Origin of the sequence: Paenibacillus sp. UMB7766-LJ446, assembly GCF_030226665.1 — a bacterium.
GTDB lineage: Bacteria > Bacillota > Bacilli > Paenibacillales > Paenibacillaceae > Paenibacillus > Paenibacillus vandeheii.
The window spans coordinates 78,480-96,016 of the sequence record NZ_JASOYM010000009.1 but is presented as its reverse complement, the minus strand read 5'-3'; the positions used below and the strand labels follow the sequence as shown (position 1 = coordinate 96,016).

22 protein-coding genes are annotated in these 17,537 nt (G+C 44.7%); 21 read left to right on the top strand and 1 reads right to left on the bottom strand.

The window, feature by feature from the left end; genetic code table 11:
- Positions 1–122: 122 nt before the first annotated feature.
- The 11 genes from QP794_RS21400 to QP794_RS21350 all read left to right on the top strand — a co-directional run bounded on the left by QP794_RS21400 (position 123) and on the right by QP794_RS21350 (position 8,366).
- Positions 123–995: a GNAT family N-acetyltransferase gene (locus QP794_RS21400; protein ID WP_285078790.1), complete on the top strand. Its 873-nt coding sequence runs from the start codon at positions 123–125 to the stop codon at positions 993–995.
- A gap of 40 nt (positions 996–1,035) precedes the next feature.
- Positions 1,036–1,581 (top strand): GrpB family protein, encoded by a 546-nt coding sequence (locus QP794_RS21395; RefSeq protein ID WP_285078789.1) that lies wholly within the window; start codon positions 1,036–1,038, stop codon positions 1,579–1,581.
- Positions 1,582–1,622: 41 nt separating this feature from the next.
- The gene (locus QP794_RS21390; RefSeq protein ID WP_285078788.1) at positions 1,623–2,045 is read left to right on the top strand and encodes a hypothetical protein; all 423 of its coding nucleotides are present in this window, start codon (positions 1,623–1,625) and stop codon (positions 2,043–2,045) included.
- Between the two features lie 46 nt (positions 2,046–2,091).
- Entirely contained in the window at positions 2,092–2,619 is a 528-nt protein-coding gene (locus QP794_RS21385; RefSeq protein WP_285078787.1) for a cysteine hydrolase family protein, read from the top strand.
- 372 nt (positions 2,620–2,991) lie between these two features.
- On the top strand, positions 2,992–3,543 hold the full coding sequence (locus tag QP794_RS21380; RefSeq protein WP_285078786.1) for a GNAT family N-acetyltransferase: 552 nt from the start codon (positions 2,992–2,994) through the stop codon (positions 3,541–3,543).
- Between the two features lie 203 nt (positions 3,544–3,746).
- Positions 3,747–4,229, top strand: coding sequence for a DinB family protein (locus tag QP794_RS21375; RefSeq protein WP_285078785.1), 483 nt, complete (start codon positions 3,747–3,749; stop codon positions 4,227–4,229).
- Between the two features lie 57 nt (positions 4,230–4,286).
- On the top strand, positions 4,287–5,171 hold the full coding sequence (locus QP794_RS21370; protein ID WP_285078784.1) for a phosphotransferase family protein: 885 nt from the start codon (positions 4,287–4,289) through the stop codon (positions 5,169–5,171).
- A 65-nt stretch (positions 5,172–5,236) separates the two neighbouring features.
- Positions 5,237–5,584, top strand: a complete 348-nt coding sequence (locus QP794_RS21365; protein ID WP_285078783.1) for a hypothetical protein — start codon at positions 5,237–5,239, stop codon at positions 5,582–5,584.
- Between the two features lie 469 nt (positions 5,585–6,053).
- Complete coding sequence (locus tag QP794_RS21360; RefSeq protein WP_285078782.1) at positions 6,054–6,314, top strand: hypothetical protein; 261 nt, start codon at positions 6,054–6,056, stop codon at positions 6,312–6,314.
- A 24-nt stretch (positions 6,315–6,338) separates the two neighbouring features.
- Positions 6,339–6,887 (top strand): hypothetical protein, encoded by a 549-nt coding sequence (locus QP794_RS21355; RefSeq protein ID WP_285078781.1) that lies wholly within the window; start codon positions 6,339–6,341, stop codon positions 6,885–6,887.
- Positions 6,888–7,205: 318 nt separating this feature from the next.
- Positions 7,206–8,366: an MFS transporter gene (locus QP794_RS21350; protein WP_285078923.1), complete on the top strand. Its 1,161-nt coding sequence runs from the start codon at positions 7,206–7,208 to the stop codon at positions 8,364–8,366.
- A gap of 138 nt (positions 8,367–8,504) precedes the next feature.
- Here the strand turns inward: QP794_RS21350 and QP794_RS21345 are convergent, their stop codons facing one another.
- A complete protein-coding gene (locus QP794_RS21345) occupies positions 8,505–8,945 on the bottom strand; it encodes an Lrp/AsnC family transcriptional regulator (protein ID WP_285078780.1) in 441 nt (146 codons plus the stop codon).
- A 170-nt stretch (positions 8,946–9,115) separates the two neighbouring features.
- Here QP794_RS21345 and QP794_RS21340 point away from each other — a divergent pair, with 170 nt between their 5' ends.
- The 10 genes from QP794_RS21340 (at position 9,116) to QP794_RS21295 (ending at position 17,493) form a co-directional block, all read left to right on the top strand.
- A complete protein-coding gene (locus tag QP794_RS21340; protein ID WP_285078779.1) occupies positions 9,116–10,291 on the top strand; it encodes a serine hydrolase domain-containing protein in 1,176 nt (391 codons plus the stop codon).
- Between the two features lie 100 nt (positions 10,292–10,391).
- Positions 10,392–10,568: a hypothetical protein gene (locus QP794_RS21335; protein ID WP_285078778.1), complete on the top strand. Its 177-nt coding sequence runs from the start codon at positions 10,392–10,394 to the stop codon at positions 10,566–10,568.
- A 148-nt stretch (positions 10,569–10,716) separates the two neighbouring features.
- Complete coding sequence (locus QP794_RS21330) at positions 10,717–10,980, top strand: hypothetical protein (protein ID WP_285078777.1); 264 nt, start codon at positions 10,717–10,719, stop codon at positions 10,978–10,980.
- Between the two features lie 128 nt (positions 10,981–11,108).
- A complete protein-coding gene (locus QP794_RS21325) occupies positions 11,109–11,924 on the top strand; it encodes a purine-nucleoside phosphorylase (RefSeq protein WP_285078776.1) in 816 nt (271 codons plus the stop codon).
- 192 nt (positions 11,925–12,116) lie between these two features.
- Positions 12,117–12,446, top strand: coding sequence for a GRAM domain-containing protein (locus QP794_RS21320; protein WP_285078775.1), 330 nt, complete (start codon positions 12,117–12,119; stop codon positions 12,444–12,446).
- Positions 12,447–12,505: 59 nt separating this feature from the next.
- Positions 12,506–13,429, top strand: a complete 924-nt coding sequence (locus QP794_RS21315; protein ID WP_285078774.1) for a DUF7638 domain-containing protein — start codon at positions 12,506–12,508, stop codon at positions 13,427–13,429.
- Positions 13,430–13,682: 253 nt separating this feature from the next.
- Entirely contained in the window at positions 13,683–14,222 is a 540-nt protein-coding gene (locus QP794_RS21310; RefSeq protein WP_285078773.1) for an SMI1/KNR4 family protein, read from the top strand.
- Between the two features lie 45 nt (positions 14,223–14,267).
- Positions 14,268–14,708: a GNAT family N-acetyltransferase gene (locus QP794_RS21305; RefSeq protein ID WP_285078772.1), complete on the top strand. Its 441-nt coding sequence runs from the start codon at positions 14,268–14,270 to the stop codon at positions 14,706–14,708.
- A gap of 142 nt (positions 14,709–14,850) precedes the next feature.
- Positions 14,851–16,098, top strand: coding sequence for an MFS transporter (locus tag QP794_RS21300; RefSeq protein ID WP_285078771.1), 1,248 nt, complete (start codon positions 14,851–14,853; stop codon positions 16,096–16,098).
- A 72-nt stretch (positions 16,099–16,170) separates the two neighbouring features.
- On the top strand, positions 16,171–17,493 hold the full coding sequence (locus QP794_RS21295; RefSeq protein WP_285078770.1) for an LLM class flavin-dependent oxidoreductase: 1,323 nt from the start codon (positions 16,171–16,173) through the stop codon (positions 17,491–17,493).
- Positions 17,494–17,537: the final 44 nt, after the last annotated feature.

Below are 17,537 nucleotides of genomic sequence, written 5' to 3'. Positions count from 1 at the left end.
AACAAAAGTGTAGTAGCACTTGTTTAGTATTATGTAGCCGTATGCTAAGAATAGAATACATAATACACTGCATTTGGATAAACCACCGAGAATGTTTAAGTTGTAATGAGAGGGAGAAAGCAATGAATGATAATACTTCATATTCGTTAGTCGCAGCGAATCCAACTAGCTATGCCAAGTACTTTGCGACGTATAGAAAGAATATCTGGTTTAGACCCAGCTGGGCATCACTTCAAGAAATGATACTAGACGCAAGAGATTGTTATTGGATCTATCAAGACAATCAACGAGTGGGCGGGATTTCTTTGACGAGCAGTGAGCTCGGATCTTTCTTCATGATTCCTCCGTCTACATTGACTGTAGATATGGTTCATTTCTTAAAGAATTATGCCATTCAAAATTCAGGGAATCAGTCAAAGGTAGATGCGTACAATGTTCTGGCTGAACATATTGATGTGTTGAAGTCGGCTGGTTTTGAAGTGTTAAACACAAGAAAATGTATGATTAGACCTACAGAGAAGATTGAAAATAATCTCCATACTGATTTTATTTCTATTAAACCCAAATTGGAGCATTTGCCAAGCATGGTTCAAGTCATGAACGAATCATATCGTGGAGGAATGGATGAAGGAAGCCTGGATACATATCGGAATGACGTGAGTTATTATTTTGAACATAACCGTCAGGATGAGCTGTTGAATGCATCATCGGTTTTAGTAGATAAAAAGACGAACGAGGTCGTTGGATTTTGTTTGATTTCGACGTGGGAGGATATGCCTCTTGTGTATGATATATCGGTTAAGCCGGGTTATAGTAATCAGGGTTTGGGCAGATATATGTTATACAAGGCGATTTCTATTCTGGAAGGTTTCTCTCCAACCATTCGTTTGTTCGTTACTATAGGAAATAAGGCTGAGTATTTATATACCAAATTAGGTTTTCTTTCAGGAGAGGAAACATCTCACTTGGTTTATAGAGATCGTGCAGAGAGATGATGATAGAAACTATACTTAATGGAATTGAAGGGAGGATTACATGGAAGATCAATGGAGAATTGCATCATATGATCCTGCTTGGAGGCAGTTGTTCCTTGTAGCCGGGATGACATTAAGAGAAGCGTTGGGTGAAAAGGCTTTGCGGATTGATCATGTTGGATCAACTTCCATCGTTGGAATGGATGCCAAGCCGATCATAGATATACAAATTTCCGTATCTAATTATGATGATTTGCTAAATTACAAGCATGAAATCGAAGCGGTCGGCTTCATATTCAGAGGAGAAAATCCGGATAAAACCAAGCGATATTTTCGCGAAGTACCCGGATGCAGGAGAACGCATGTACATGTAAGACAAGCCGGGAGTTTCTCTGAGCAGATGAACTTGCTTTTTAGAGATTATTTGAGAGTACATCCAGAGGATCGATTGAAATATGCAGAAGAGAAGCACAGGCTTATGTCATTATACAAAGACCAGCGGACCAAGTACATGGAAGGCAAAGGACCGATGGTGTGGAACATATTAGAGAAGGCTCATATATGGTCCCAAGAAATCGGATGGCAACCGGCAAAATCTGATGCATAGGAATATTCCACGAATACAAGTAACCTAATGGGAGTGGTGAGATGAATATTGGAAGAAAGCTGCTGACGACCGTGTTAACCATCATTAGTTTTACTTTAATTGCAAGTATAATATCCATGAATGATTCCTACAGCTTTGATTTTTATATTATTGCTTATTTTGTATACGCGACTCCCCTGATCTTATTTATCGGGCTACCTTTATCCCTATTGCTGGATTATTTGTTGAGCCGAATTCAATTCGCCAATTATGTCTTGTATCTAACTACGAGGATACTTGGCTATGGATGTGCTGGAGTACTAGGGATGTATATCTATTATTTGCTCATGGGCGCTGGCGAAGAGATTTTAAATTTTAGAGAGTCATTAAATTTGACCTTATTTGGCGTCATGGCTGCTATACTGTTTGTACTGGTCGATCTGGGTTTGGAAAGTTTGTTAAAGGTACGAAAACGGAAGACGTAGTTATATCAAGTGCTGGAGTAATATCATTTGTCAGGAGGAATATTAGATGCCAACCCACTGTGCACTTCTTGTAATCGATGTTCAGGTAGCCATGTTCGATGAAGTAGATCCCGTATATCAAGGGGACTTATTGCTTCAGAGAATACAACACATCATTTCCAAGGCTCGGCAAAAAGGTCACTCCGTCATCTACATTCAGCATAGTGAAGGAGCTGGGAGTCCCCTTGAACGTGGAACGGCAGGTTGGGCGATTCACCCGTCCATTGCGCCGATTACTGGTGACCTTGTTATTGAAAAGCAGACACCGGACTCGTTTCACGAAACAGATCTGGATCTGAAATTACAAGAAAACGAAGTGAAGGATCTTATTCTGACTGGCATGCAGACGGAGATATGCGTGGATACGACTTGTCGCAGAGCAAGCAGCCTTGGCTATGCAGTAACCTTGGTTCGAGATGCTCATAGTACATGGAATTCCAACATTCTTCAAGCTGAGCAGATAATAGAACACCACAATTCGGTTCTGAGCATGTTTGCGAATGTGGTGGATAGCGAAAATGTCATGAATGGATGAGATGAATTGACGTTTAATAAAAGAATATTTAATCTTTCAGCCTGGCTTGCAGTGTTGGCAGTCATTTTTATTCCCGGAACAGCCTATACGGAGGGGCCTTTACGAACAGAGTATGGTTTTCCATTGCGATTCTTTACTGATTATCACTATAAGGAACCTGATGATACAATATGGTTCCTTTCTAATGTACATGTGAATGCTCTTATGTATTTATTTAATGTCCTGTTTATTTACGCTGGAATTCATGTTTTACTCTATGTAAAGAAGAGAATGACGACGCCAAAAGAGTAGGGAGATGCGAGGATCGCGGCTCTTTTGTTTTTACCATATCATGGGTTATGATAGAAGGCACGAATAGAGTGGAGTGATGATATGAAACAGATTCCAGCAGCATGGAATTCAGACCGACTCTTCATGTCCGATTTGAAAGAATCTGAGATTTTTGATATTCAATACATTGTTGGAACGAGTAGCTATGTGCAGGAATGGGACGGACGAGATCATGAGCCGGATTATGTGAGAACGTGCTTTGAGAAAGGCGATCTGCCTCCTGGGGGAAGGTTGGAAAACTACCGAATTCAGACCATTCGTACGAGTAAGGAAAACAAAAGTATAGGTGTGCTGAGCCTGTACCATGGCTACCCCAAAGAGGATTCCGTTTACCTCGAATTTTTGTATATCCATAGTGAGACTCAGAAGCAAGGTTATGGACAAGAAATGATGCATGCATTGACCCAATTATTTTCTGAGCTTGGTTATATGGAAATCCGAATCAACGTGGCACTCAAAAATTGGCCTGCATTACGATTTTGGACCAAATCGGGATTTGATCAGATTAGCAGGATATACGGAGACCTTGAACATTCGGACAAAACTTTTGCCAATATGGAACTGATCAAAGCTCTTAAAACGCATGATATATAAATTGAACTAAACATTTACACGAGAACGGAGAGGACAGAAATAATCTGAAGAAGCGGAGCGTTCGCCTTTATCCCCGGATTTTCCCCGTTGAAAAAGGGATCAAAAAAATCTGGGGATAACAGCGATCGGAAGGTTGTTCTGTCATCGGAGTGGCAAGTGTAAATATTCTTTAGTTCAATTATGTAGTAAAGGAGAATGGCTAAATGGAATCTTTCTTTCGTTATAACTGGATCGTGCGTGAGCAGTGGTTTCAGTGGTGTGAGGATGTGCCGCTTGAAGAGCTGCTTCGGCCTCGGACGGGCGGAGTAGGCAATATATTGCAAACGTTTTTTCATATCATCGATATAGAGTGGAGCTGGCTTCAATTATTGCAGGGCAAACCGGATGGTATGGAGAATTTTGATAATTATAAAACACTGGAGGCCGTACGACAATTCGATCGCAAGCTGCGACCTGATGTGGAAGCATTTGTTCTATCCTGGGTCCCCAGCATGGAAAAGAGACCTTTCATCGATCCCGAATTGGATAGCGCCGTCGTCAAGGAATCGTGGGGAGAAGTGATGCGTCACGTGATTGCTCATGAAATTCACCATATGGGGCAATTATCGGTATGGTCCAGAGAATTGGACAAGAAGCCCGTATCTGCCAATTTCATTGGTAAAGGACTTATTGCTCCTTATAACTAGAGTGAAGAGGAAACAGTATGATCCAAATTCTAAATTTACAAAGAAGGGTCGGGCAAAATGATTGTAGCTCTGGAAAGTATCCGTTGGGTTGATTTGAATGAAGAGATTCGCTTCCTGCTAGAAAAACCATACAAGATGCTACCCCTGTCACCAGGGCTTGAAGCAGACGTTGTGAAGATCGAATGTGCTGACCGCTCTTACGTGTTAAAGGTATGGAATAAGGACTCCAGACCCGATATTGGCAATCAATACAGACTTTTATCTGAACTTTATCAAAGTGGAATACACGTTTCCAAGCCCTACGGTTGGGGTACTGACAAAGATCAGAATCAAGTTTTACTAACCAGTTATGACGGTGAGCCTATAGCCAAGTTAAGCAAAGCCAAGCTGAAGCAATTGGCTCAAAAGTTAATTCAAGTCCATGGTTATGATGTAAATGATACGGGTAACGCGGATGCAAATTTCATACCACAATATGATTTTGTTGGCTATTTCTTTCCCTCCATTGAACTTCATGAGGATATGCATCTGATTCTGACAAGCCTTCTTCAACGGATTAAGCTTAGACAGGATACGTTGATCCACGGTGATTATAACCTGGGGAATGTTCTGGAGGCAGGTGATCAATATACGATCATCGATTGGACAAACGGGCAGCGCGGTGATCCCAGATACGATATGGCGTGGTCCATTTTTTTGATGACGATCTATACGGGGGAACGAAACGGTAAGATGTACAGTGCTCTATTCAAGAGTCTGACGGAATACACACCAGACGATGCGGAGATTTTTGAAGCTATGGCCTGTTTGCGCTGGATTCTTTTGAAGCGAGTGGCATATGTCCCTGATGGACCAGGTGTAATAAAGCGAATTAGAACAATCCTTGAAAATAATCCCTATTTAAATGAAGCACTTTTATTTCATCAAGAGTCATTGAAATAAACCTCAAGGTCCTGTCCTAAATCGTCCTCATTAGCATACCTATGGTATAGAGGAGTGTGATAGGTATGGAACAGAAAGTGCAAACCTATTTTGAATTAAAGCAGCAGCAAAAAGAAATTGAACAACAGCTCTCTGTACTACGAGATGAGATTGTAGGGTATTGTGAGGAGCAGGGGGTCTATGAGACGAAGGTTGGGGAATACGCCGTCAAAACGGTGCTTCAGCACCGCAAGGAATATGATGATCAGAAGCTGTACGCTTCTCTTCCCGATCCTGACATCTGGCGACTGCTGTCCAAGGTGGACAGTCATAAGCTGAAAAGCCTGATCAAGCTGAACATACTGACGGAAGAGCAGATTAGTCCAGCTTGTACGGTGAAGCCGGTAACTATATTACAGGTGGACAAGTTGTAACCGGAGAATTTCCCCGTGCGTGGACGCAAAAACTGGTCTTTATGTTCGATCAGCAACTACAGCCCAAGGAGTCGTTTTGGCACATCATTATAAGCAGTATCAATCATAGACTACTACTTCATTTACACATATACACCAACGCTCCCCGAGGAGCTGATTGAATCGGTCACGATGTGGCCGGTTTTTTTGTTGTATGCAAAATTGTGTGCCAATTTCAGCCGGGCGTTTTAAGGCATCTGTAAGCATAGGCCTGATTTAGTGCCGTAATGAAAGTAAGCGAATTGCTTTAAACCGTTATGCAAGTAGTTTATATGTTATAATCTGTAATTAATTCATGTACCATCTTCGATAAGGAGGGGAGAAAATGAAGATTAAGTACTTGGCTTTTGTTACGCTCTTGTTTATCCTAACAGGATGTTCTGACAGGATAATATCTCTGAAAGGGGAAAGTGATCATTGGAAAGTTGAGGTGACCAACAGGTTTCAAACCGGTATGGTTGAATTTACGATCAGATACATCGGTGATGAAAATATGGTGCAAGATGTTGGTTATCAATTTGGCGGTAAAGATCTAACAGCCAGCGGATTGGTAGAAAATCTGGGTACGCCTTTCCGGGATATTAAGCAATCCTCGGGTCCGAAATATCTGGAGAATGAAGACTTCCCTATCCCTGTCCATATTCAATGGAATGAAGATCAGAAAGAGACTGTATATCTTCAAAAGTTGTAGAACGATGAGTTGAGGAGATGGACCATGAAGAAAAAAATCATTTCGATTATACTTGCCATCTGGGTATTGATGATTGTGATCAGTGTGGTTCTGCTATTTCTGCCCAGAACGATTCATCTTGATGGAGAGGCTGTAAAATATCGGTTGGGAGAAGACAACAAGGAACCAGAGCAAACGGTTCATATCAACATGGATGGAAAGCGTTATCTAACGACCTCGGGTGATTACATATTCAGAGGAACCATTGATATTGAAGGTGAACCTTTACCCGTACCTGAAGATCAAAAGAGGCTCGAAATTCGTTTTCATAAAGGATACGGATTGATGGAATACATCATTTCTGAAAATGAGAAAACGGATATCTTCGTATACGGAACACTATTCGTAGATCGAGCATTCAGCAAACTCACCATCGCCATTTCGGAGGAGGATTCGAACGGAGAGCAGAACAGTAAAAGCTGGAGCTCCGAAGATGGTCTTATGCTATCCATGCCCGCAACGAATCGTTCCGAAGCCATTCAGCTCTCTAATGAACTGATGGAAACCTATCTCGGGGGCTATACATTAAAATGAAAAAATTAAATAAAACAGGCAAGTCTTTACCTTGGAGGTGGATCGCTATCTCCTTGTGTAAATGACATGCCTGTTTTTTTATTTTTGCTGCAAATCTCTAGTGATTTTGCATCTCATGATGAATGTTTAATAGCGTTTACATTGAAATTCAAAGTGAAACGTCGAAATTAACTGAATTATCCTCTTAAAATGATCGATCTGCCGTTGATTAAGTATGCCAAATGTGGACTCGATTTTATAAGCTTATTCTGTAGACCGCAGGCTTTTGGACTATACCAAAATAAAGGATAAAGGAGAGTTTTCGTGAACCCTAACACAATGGCGAAAGAACGCCTGCCCTGGTCGGCACTGCTCGCTTTGGCCATGGCTGGATTTATATGCATTCTTACAGAAAGCTTGCCAGCGGGGCTGCTGCCGCAAATAGCACAAGATCTGGAGATCAGGGAAGGTTTGGCTGGCCAGCTCGTCACATTATATGCGGTGGGATCTCTTCTGGCAGCGATTCCCTTGACGACAGCTACACGTGGATGGAGACGCAGGCCGCTGTTGCTTTTATGTATTCTTGGTTTTCTGATTTTCAACACGATTACGGCTGTATCTTCGGTATATGGTTTGACACTTGCTGCCCGTTTTATGGCGGGTGTATCTGCTGGGGTATTGTGGGGAATTACTGCGGGTTACGCACGTCTGTTGGTTTCAGACTCCTTAAAGGGAAAAGCGATGGCTGTCGCTATGGTAGGCACACCGCTCGCGCTTGCATTGGGCGTTCCATTGGGAACCTTTTTGGGCAATTATGCAGGATGGCGTCTTATTTTCGGAACTGTCTCATTATTAACGGTAGTGCTTGTATTGTGGGTGCTTTGGAAAGTGCCTGACTATGAAGGGGAGCCTGCCCGTCATCAGCTTGCGCTTCATCGGATTTTTGTTATACCGGGAGTCCGTCCCATATTGTTTGTCGTTCTGACCTGGGTATTGGCCCATAACATTCTGTATACGTATATCTCACCTTATCTGGGCGAGACGATGCTGTCCAAACGGGTGGATCTCGTGCTGATGATCTTTGGAGTGACTTCGGTGATCGGTATATGGTTGACTGGGCTGTTGATTGACCGTTATATGAGGGTATTGGTCCTGTTCAGTCTAGTCATATTTGCACTGGCATCTCTGGCCATGGGGATATTCATTCATCAACCATTCATCATCATCCTTGGAGTGATCGCCTGGGGGCTTACATTTGGAGGGGCGGCGACGTTGCTGCAGACTGCCATGGCACAGGCCGGGGGCAAGAGTGCCGATATCGCTCAATCCATGCTGGTGACAGCGTGGAATCTGGGAATTGGGGGAGGCGGGATCGTCGGAGCTGTCCTTTTGGATCAGATGGGTGCTCGTTTTCTGCCGATTTCCTTAATCCTGTTGCTGGTTCTGGCTCTGATCGTTGCTTGGTGCGCCAGAAAGCATGGTTTTCCTAAGTCTGGTTAAGAGCCGGCTGTTACATGGTGAGCGCCAATAAGGAGATTATGAAAGAGGCTGTGCCATGAAGAAGTAATTCTTCGTAAGGCACAGCCTTTTTTAAATGGCTTAGAGGATCAGCTGTTCGTTCGTCTACAGTACACCCGTTTACAGCATATTCGTTCCCTCGATCCAGTTCTTATGTGCAATAGGTGAAGACATCGCGATGAGGGTGGTATAGGTGCCGTATTGATCGCATCGATCTCCAAAGGCTTCCAGACCTGCGATTGAATCCGTCATCACCTTCAATAAGTAATTATGCTCTCCACTCACACGATGACATTCCACCACTTCGGGTGAGGAGCGGCAAAAATCAAGAAAGGCATGACATTCCCTTGTCCGAAACAGAAGATAGGATGTACTCGACCTCCCCACATTTTGTGGAGAAATGACTGTACGGTAAGCCTCAATCACTCCGCTTTCTTCCATTCGTTTCACGCGTTCCGTTACGGCTGGTTGAGACAATCCTACCAATTTGCCCAATTCGGTCATGGATAGCCTTGCCTGGTTTTGCAAATGGAAGAGGATATTGGTATCGATTTGGTCCAAGAGACGACCTCCTTTTAAATTATAGGATATGGTGTGTAAATACCTTTATATTCATTGGGAATTGATCCGCATAACTTAATCGCCTTATGTAACAACGATGAAATCACTTATATAATAAACACACTTACTATAAATAATCAAGCGGATAGCGCCTGGAGAGGAAGAGAAGTATGTCAGACAAAGAAATGAAGTTTAATCCTTCATCTGTAGATGAAGTGATCCACCGTACATTGGAAGAAAAAAGAATTGTAGGTTCTGTTGTTCAGATTGTCTGGAAAGGGGAGCTAGTTTATAACAGCGCTGCGGGCCTTGCTGACCGGGAGAAAAACAGATCCATGGAGCAAAATGCATTATTCAGATATGCATCCGTAACTAAACCGATTGTATCCACAACTGCCATGGTGCTGATATCCCAAGGTAAATTAAAGCTTGATGATCTGGTCGCCAAATGGCTGCCAGAATTTCGCCCCAAACAGCCCGATGGCGAGGTTGCTTCGATAACGGTACGTCATCTGATGACGCATACCGCAGGCCTGACATATCGTTTCTTTCAGGAGAACGGGGGAGCCTATGAACTTGCGGGAGTATCGGATGGGATGGATCTCGCTGGGATTACGCTAGAACAAAATGTGTTGAGGATTGCCTCTGCTCCGCTGCTATATGAGCCCGGGACCCTGTGGAGATATTCGATTGCAACGGATATACTCGGAGCAGTCATTGAGAAGGTGACCGGGATATCGCTGCGAGAGGCGGTACAATTGCTCGTGACTCATCCATTGGGCATGAAGGACACGGATTTTGTTGCTGTAGATTCGAAGAGAATAACAGCTGCCTATGCAGACAATGCCGACAGTTCTGGGCAACCACGTCGCTTGCGTGATGAGGACCATGTTCCTTTTATTGAAGGAACGGCGGGCTTCCGTCTTGCTCCAGAAAGATACCTTGATTCATCGGCCTATCTCTCAGGTGGTGCGGGGATGATAGGAAGTGCAGGAGACTTTCTTGTATTGCTTGAAACGCTGCGTCAAGGTGGAGGTTCGCTTCTTCCCAAAGCGCTGGTCACCGATATGACGACCAATCAGATTGGCGATCTTACGATGCCTTATTGGCCGGGCAGAGGATTTGGCCTGGGGTTCACGTTGCTGAAAGATCCGGTCGCCGCCAACACATCAGAGTCCCCCGGAACATGGCGCATGGGCGGAACCTATGGTCACTCGTGGTTTGTTGATCCTGCAAAAGAACTGAGCGTTGTCGCGTTCACAAATACGGCTCTGGAGGGCATGTCGGGCAGGTTCACAACTGAACTATGCGAGGCTGTCTATGAGGGAATCGGTGGAAAGCAGTAAGTTGAACTCTGGATTAATATGGAAAAATATGATAAGGTAGAGCAGTAGGTTCAGTAGGTTACAGTGAGTCCTGAATTTGATTCCGAAATGAGATGAGAAAATGGATCGCGTCCGCAGTTACCTGTTTGTTATTGCAGGCAACGTTGCAGTTGCCTATATGATCTTTCCTGAAAGAACTATTGGAAAATCTATAATATTCGCTGCACTGATGCTGTTGCTGAGTATGGGGATGGATTTCATGAAAAGCAAAAATCAGCATTCGCTTGAGCAGCAGTGAGCCAGCTTGCCATTACATTTTGGTGCGAAATACCTTGTCTATTTTAATGAATGAAACCGATTCTCGACAGAGGATCGGTTTTTTGTGTAATGTTGAAGCATGAATGATCTGAAGGTTGGTCAAGTCAGAAGGTGGGGAAGCTTTTCATATGATTCGAAACCAATTTAATCAATGGGCAGAGCTTCAGGCGGAACGATTGCAATCGTTGGGTATCTCAACGGAGCAGGCCAAACAGGGGGACGTCGATGAACAACTTATCCCTGATCCTTCAACCGGATTTGTTCATGAGTCCGAGTATGCTATCGGTCAGGTGACTGTATGGGCATCAAAACAAATGGAATATGACGAGTCTGTTTTTGATGAGATTTTGAGAGAATATTTCGAGGTGTTACAGTCCGGACTAAAAGCTTAATCGGCTTATGGTAGCAAGCCAGAGTCCTCCTTTATCCGGCTCCCGTTTACATCATGTCTATTGTTCATTACACTTGGTTTATAGCTACTACTTAAATCCAAACTCGGATTATCAGGGGGAATATATTCATGCATCAATCCGCACATATTCAGGAAGCCAGAGATTACATATTAAACCGGATTAACGCCAAACCTGTCGTGGGCATGATTCTGGGTTCAGGTCTGGGAGCGCTCGCGGAAGAAATCGAGAATGCTACCGTCATTCCATACACGGACATTCCGTATTTCGCTCAATCCGAAGCTATCGGTCATGCCAACGAATTGGTTATCGGAGAACTGATGGGCAAGACCGTCGTTGCTATGAAAGGCCGCCTTCATTATTATGAAGGGTTTACGCTGGATGAAGTAACGTTCCCGGTTCGGTTTATGAAAGCACTGGGTGTGGAGCAGCTGATTATCACTAATGCGTGTGGAGCGATCAATACCAGCTTCGAACCTGGACAGCTCATGTTGATCACCGATCATATCAATCTGGTAGGCAATAATCCGCTGATGCCGAATAACGCCGAGCTGGGAGTGCGTTTCCCGGATGTATCACATGTATATAACCGTGAGCTGCGCAGCATTGCCTTGAAGGTTGCAGAAGAGCAGAATGTAAGTTTGCAGCAAGGTGTGTATGCATGGTGGAGCGGACCGGCGTATGAGACCCCAGCGGAGATTCGCATGATTCGGACGATGGGCGCGGATGCTGTGGGCATGTCGACGGTACCTGAAGCGATTGTAGCCATTCATGGCGGCATGAAGGTACTGGGCATTTCCTGTCTGACCAATATGGCCTGCGGCATTCTGGACCAGCCGTTAAGTCATGATGAAGTGATTGAAGTCGCGGCAAAAGTGAAAACAACCTTCATCGGACTGGTCAAAGGTATTTTGAAAGAGATGTAATATGTAATCGAGAGGGTGCTTTCAAAGCAGTCGTGTATGAGGCATTGTCCATAACGGAGTATTTCCGTTGGGCAGTGCTTTTTTTACAAATGAACATGTGCAAAATATTCCTATATCGGTCAAAACGACCTATAATAATAGAGATTCAAGCAAAAAGGATCGGCTATAAACTGAAGAAGGAGACTGATAGAAATGGAAGAATTGGGCCCTCATGAACACGTCATTTTTGAAAGGATTCATGCAAACTGGTTAAGAGGTTTTGAAGGAGTCGGAGGAAAGCTTTTTCTAACTAATGAACGATTAGTTTTTATTCCTCATGGCCTTAATTTTCAGACGGAATGGGTTCAAATCGAGATTTGGGCTATGACTAAGATTGAGAAAAGTGCGACATGGGGACTAATCCCGAATGGAATTACTATTACATTAGACAGTGGACATGTCTTCAAGTTTGTTGTATGGAATCGTTCTAAGATTATCAAGGAGATTGTACAAGCCAAGAGAATTAATAACGAAATAATGTAAGAGTTTGAGATGAAGTACATAAACCAAAAAATGTGGGGTAATAAAGTGAGGTGCCATGGATGCAAAAGATTAGAAGAACAAAACAGATTGAGGGCACAACGACCCCTGGCATCATACATAATGGCGGCCAGCATTTTCTCATTCCGGTGCAGATCTATGAAGACGGGATGATTAATTGCTGGGAACTGGTTGATTTGAAGGGATTGAAGCGGAAGATTGACGATTACTGGTTAGGCTCACATATACCGAATGGAGAGTTGCTTTCCATCCATGGGTTGGGTGCCTACCTAGTCGAACACGCGAACTGGGCGTATAACGAAAATGACTACTACGAACATATACAGTGTAAGATCAGAATGCTCAATCCGGAATTCCGAAATATAGCTGAAATCACACCACGTCAGCAGCAACTGATGGAGACAAGAAGAATTTCACATTCGCCTAAAGCGATTGATTTTGCAGTTGTGAGCGAATTGTTCTATAAAACGATACAAGGGGATGGATTCTCCATTTTCATGACGTACGAAGGTCAGCACTACCTGGTCCTTCTGGTTGTGTATGAGGATGGTCAGGTGGCCATCTATAACTTGCCAAATCCAGTGATGGCTTCAATCGATGACCTAGCGGTTTGGTTCAAGAACGGAACCTTTTTTACAACCATCGAACGCCCAATAGTTATCAATATTTTGGATTTGGGAGAGGTTACATTCTCGGAGGAAAGCTACGCAGAAAATGTGGATGACAAGTATCTGGAGCTACTGGATATGTACAAGAAACTGAGTGGAGCACAAACGACGTTGGAGGAGTGCCGCCACGCCTACCATATGTTTTTGGAAGACCCTAGTGAGTTTAACCGGGCTCAGCTGAAGGAGAAATATGAACAGGTGCCTGAACATCAACGGATGTACCTGGGCGATATGGATACCAAGGACATGGATTATCAGCGAATTATCTATACCCCGGAGGAAAAACGTGAAGTCTAGATTTTCTATATTATTAGACTATATAAAAAATTGAACTAAACATATACACGATAACGGAGAGGACAGAAATAACCTGAAGAAGCGGAACGTTCGCCTTTATCACCGGATTTTCCCCTTTATATAAGGGATTTCAAAAAAATCTGGGGATAACAGCGATCGGAAGGTTGTTCTGTCATCGGAGTGGCAAGTGTAAATATTCTTTAGTTCAATTGATATAGACAATCTATAAAGCGCACAAGAAGGAGGATGGAGAATGATCAAGCAAGCAGAACTGCTGTGGGAACGTATTATTGCAAAAGGGACGGGAGCAAATGCAGATGGTAGAGTTACGCTCAATCTCCAGCCGGGTGCGACGGATGAAGATATTCAATCCGTGGAAAATCAACTTGGTGTGACATTGCCTGAAGAGATGAAGGCTCTTTATCGTGTGCATAACGGACAAGCCTGGAATATAGGCGTAGCTCCATTTGTTCGTAACCTGACATTGTCACCTCTGGATCAGGTGAAGGAGAACTGGGTGTTTTTGCAGGAGGAATTCGACCCGGACGAGATGGAACCCGAGATTGACGATGCTGCCATTAAGCCCGAGCTGTGGAACCCCAAATGGATACCTGTTGCTGAAAATGGCGGTGGGGATTATCTGTGTCTGGATACCGATCCGTCAGGAACGGGGACGGTGGGACAGGTACTATATTTTTGGCATGATTGGGGACATCGGTCGGTTGAGGCTGCGGGTTTATTTGAATTTATTCAGAAGTGCATGGAAGAAGAGGATGAAGACGAAGCAACGTAGGTAGTCGAATCCAGAGTATATCAATTTGGAAAAGGAGGTCATCCAATGATCCAGATCACGATGCGTCAATCCGAGCAGGCAGATCAGGAGAGTCTTGCTGAGTTGCGAGCCCTGGTTCTGTATGATGATCTACACAGGCTGGGAAGGTACGATGAGGTGAGAGTTCGCGAACGTTTCCGTAATACATTCGACCCTGTCCACACGTGGATTATTGAGTTTGGGGGTTCTTTTGTAGGTTGTGTAGCTCTGAAGCCCAAGTCGGAGGAGCTGCTACTGGAACATTTCTATATCCATCCCGATGCTCAGGGTCAGCAAATAGGCACCCAAGTGCTGAACATGCTGCTGAAAAGGGATGTGGTCCGGGGCAAACGTGTTATTTTAAATGTATTACAGGGCAGTCCTGCTCGGCGTTTGTATGAACGCTTTGGATTTGTGGTGGACAGTGAAGATGAGGTGGATGTGTACATGTCCGTTCAAGTACAATAATCGTTACGGTCCAAATAATAAACATAAGACAGATCCATTCATTTAATTGTTGAATGGGTCTATTGAACTTTTCTATTATACTTTCCAGTGACGGTATCCTAATATGGAGAATAACCTACTTTTAATATAGGAATTATATAGTATGGAGAATGCCAAGATGCCGCATTGGAAGCGAAATCTGTACATTTTGTGGTTTGGCCTGTTTTTCAATCATATGTCTTACACCTTGTCTGTTCCGTTCTTTCCGCTGTTTCTGCAAAATGATCTCGGTATTCAGAGCGGGTTAGAAGTCTGGTCTGGCATTTCGATCTCAATCAGCTTCCTGATCAGTGGACTATGTGCTCCCTTCTGGGGATCGCTGGCTGACAGATACGGCAGCAAACTGATGCTGATTCGTTCGGGTGTGGGTCTCGCCATTGCTCACCTGGCTAATTATTTCGTTTATGATCCTTACACGTTTATTGCTGTGCGGATATTTCAGGGACTCATGGCCGGCTTCAATCCCGCCTCCATTACGTTGGTCGGCACCAATACACCGGAAAAGCATGTAGGTTATGCGCTTGGCGTCATCTCCACATCCACGGCTGCCGGGGGAATTCTGGGACCGCTTGTGGGTGGTGTTCTAAGTCATTGGATTGGGCTGCGCGGTTGTTTTATCGCCTCGGGAATCATTACACTGCTCTCAGCCGTGATGGTGATATGGGTAAAAGAAGCCCGTGGTCCCCGTGCTGTGGTTCGCACAAGTATTCTTGGTGATCTGAAAAAAGCAGCCTCCACTCCCGGATTAATGCGAATCTATGGTTTGATTTTACTCGTTTCGACTTCCGTGCTCATTATCGAACCTGTGCTGACGCTTTATGTGGTTCAGATTGGCGGAGACGTCAGTAGTGCAACACTTAGTGCAGGAATCGTTTTCTCGGCCATTGGCGTGGCAACGGTCATTATGGGTCCACGCTGGGGACGAATTGGCGGGAAGATCGGCTACGAGAAAACGCTGTTTATCGGTCTGCTGGGCGGCGGCATTGGCAGTTTGCTGCAATTGACGGCGTATAACCTCATTTATTTTGGAAGTCTGCGATTTGTCTATGGCCTGTTCTTCGCTGCAGTGTATCCAGCCTTAAATGCGTTGATTATCCAATATGCGGATCGTGATTTTCGGGGAAGGGCTGTCAGTCTGAGTCAGACCGCGAATCAATTCGGTATTGTACTCGGCCCGTTACTCGGCGGTTTTCTGGGCGGGTGGACGGGGATTCCTTTTGTTTTTCTCTTAACAGGCATTGTCCTTCTGGGAGCAGCTTGGACAGTCCGAGTAAGCGGTAGGAACCAGGCGAATAAAATGGGATTAGGCATGGCACCAGTAGAAGCAGGCGGAAACAGCATGAAGAAATGATGAAACGACTCTCAGTGAAAAAAGGATACTCGGACTGAATGGGTCATCACCATAACTTAGGGAGGAATTCATATGTCACAACGAAAATTGAGATTGGGAGCAAACTTGAATGGAGTCGGCAATAGCATCTCTTTTTGGCGACACCCGGATATTCCGATCAATGCCAGTGTTAATCTGGATTTCTACAAGAAGCAGGCGCGTAAGGCCGAGGAGGGGGAATTCGATCTGCTCTTTATTGCGGATGGCCTCTTTATTAACGAGAAATCCAATCCGCATTTTCTAAATCGTTTTGAGCCTTTGACCCTGCTCTCCGTTCTCGCGGGGGCAACCTCACACATCGGGCTGGTTGCGACGTTGTCCACCTCATATAGTGAACCGTTTACAGTCGCAAGACAATTCGCCTCTCTGGATCAGATTAGTGGAGGACGAGCCGGATGGAATGTAGTGACTTCACCACTGGAAGGCTCGGCACTGAATTTTGGCAAAGGCGAACATCCGAACCACTCGCTGCGTTACGAAATTGCAGAAGAACATCTGAATGTGGTCAAAGGGCTGTGGGACTCCTGGGAGGATGACGCGTTTATTGGAGATAAAGAGAACGGCGTTTTCTTCGACCCATCCAAGTTACATACGCTGAACCACAAAGGAGAGCATTTCTCCGTTCAGGGGCCACTAAATGTGGCGCGCTCGGAGCAGGGACACCCGGTCGTTTTCCAGGCAGGTTCTTCTGAATCCGGCAAGGATCTGGCAGCCCGATCAGCGGATGCTGTGTACACGGGGCATGAGACGCTGGAGGAAGCTAAGGAGTTCTATCGTGATGTGAAGGCAAGAGCGGTGGCTTATGGGCGTAAGGCAGAAGATATCTTGATTTTCCCTGGCATCGGTCCCATCGTGGGCAGAACGGAGGAAGAAGCCGAGCGTAAGTATCAGGAGATCGCGGAGCTGGTCAGCATCGATCAGGCATTGAATTATTTGGGCCGTTACTTCGATCATTATGACTTCTCCCAATTCCCATTGGATGAGCCTTTCCCGAAGATTGGTGATTTGGGCAGTAACAGCTTCCGCAGTACAACGGACAAGATCAAGCAGCAGGCACGAGATCAGGGATTGACCCTCCGCCAAGTCGCATTGCTTGCATCGACGCCTCGCACATCCTTTATCGGTACACCGGATCAGATCGCAGATCAGATTCAGGAGTGGTTCGAAGGCGAAGCCGCAGACGGTTTCAATATCCGTACGGTCGTACCGAACGGACTGGCGGACTTCGTGGATCTGGTCGTGCCTGTCTTACAAGAGCGCGGGCTGTTCCGTACCGTGTATGAGCATGAGACACTGCGGGGTAATCTGGGTCTTGAGATTCCACGCAATCGTTATTCATTGGAGACGGTAAAATAAATCAATCATGGCTCATCGAACTTGCTTCCAGTTCAGAATGCTTT

Bases quoted from the DNA above. Each gene is read 5' to 3' on its own strand.
- QP794_RS21400 (WP_285078790.1), top strand. From the start codon at position 123: ATGAATGATAATACTTCATATTCGTTAGTCGCAGCGAATCCAACTAGC.
- QP794_RS21395 (WP_285078789.1), top strand. From the start codon at position 1,036: ATGGAAGATCAATGGAGAATTGCATCATATGATCCTGCTTGGAGGCAG.
- QP794_RS21390 (WP_285078788.1), top strand. From the start codon at position 1,623: ATGAATATTGGAAGAAAGCTGCTGACGACCGTGTTAACCATCATTAGT.
- QP794_RS21385 (WP_285078787.1), top strand. From the start codon at position 2,092: ATGCCAACCCACTGTGCACTTCTTGTAATCGATGTTCAGGTAGCCATG.
- QP794_RS21380 (WP_285078786.1), top strand. From the start codon at position 2,992: ATGAAACAGATTCCAGCAGCATGGAATTCAGACCGACTCTTCATGTCC.
- QP794_RS21375 (WP_285078785.1), top strand. From the start codon at position 3,747: ATGGAATCTTTCTTTCGTTATAACTGGATCGTGCGTGAGCAGTGGTTT.
- QP794_RS21370 (WP_285078784.1), top strand. From the start codon at position 4,287: ATGATTGTAGCTCTGGAAAGTATCCGTTGGGTTGATTTGAATGAAGAG.
- QP794_RS21365 (WP_285078783.1), top strand. From the start codon at position 5,237: ATGGAACAGAAAGTGCAAACCTATTTTGAATTAAAGCAGCAGCAAAAA.
- QP794_RS21355 (WP_285078781.1), top strand. From the start codon at position 6,339: ATGAAGAAAAAAATCATTTCGATTATACTTGCCATCTGGGTATTGATG.
- QP794_RS21350 (WP_285078923.1), top strand. From the start codon at position 7,206: ATGGCGAAAGAACGCCTGCCCTGGTCGGCACTGCTCGCTTTGGCCATG.
- QP794_RS21340 (WP_285078779.1), top strand. From the start codon at position 9,116: ATGTCAGACAAAGAAATGAAGTTTAATCCTTCATCTGTAGATGAAGTG.
- QP794_RS21335 (WP_285078778.1), top strand. From the start codon at position 10,392: ATGGATCGCGTCCGCAGTTACCTGTTTGTTATTGCAGGCAACGTTGCA.
- QP794_RS21330 (WP_285078777.1), top strand. From the start codon at position 10,717: ATGATTCGAAACCAATTTAATCAATGGGCAGAGCTTCAGGCGGAACGA.
- QP794_RS21325 (WP_285078776.1), top strand. From the start codon at position 11,109: ATGCATCAATCCGCACATATTCAGGAAGCCAGAGATTACATATTAAAC.
- QP794_RS21320 (WP_285078775.1), top strand. From the start codon at position 12,117: ATGGAAGAATTGGGCCCTCATGAACACGTCATTTTTGAAAGGATTCAT.
- QP794_RS21315 (WP_285078774.1), top strand. From the start codon at position 12,506: ATGCAAAAGATTAGAAGAACAAAACAGATTGAGGGCACAACGACCCCT.
- QP794_RS21310 (WP_285078773.1), top strand. From the start codon at position 13,683: ATGATCAAGCAAGCAGAACTGCTGTGGGAACGTATTATTGCAAAAGGG.
- QP794_RS21305 (WP_285078772.1), top strand. From the start codon at position 14,268: ATGATCCAGATCACGATGCGTCAATCCGAGCAGGCAGATCAGGAGAGT.
- QP794_RS21300 (WP_285078771.1), top strand. From the start codon at position 14,851: ATGGAGAATGCCAAGATGCCGCATTGGAAGCGAAATCTGTACATTTTG.
- QP794_RS21295 (WP_285078770.1), top strand. From the start codon at position 16,171: ATGTCACAACGAAAATTGAGATTGGGAGCAAACTTGAATGGAGTCGGC.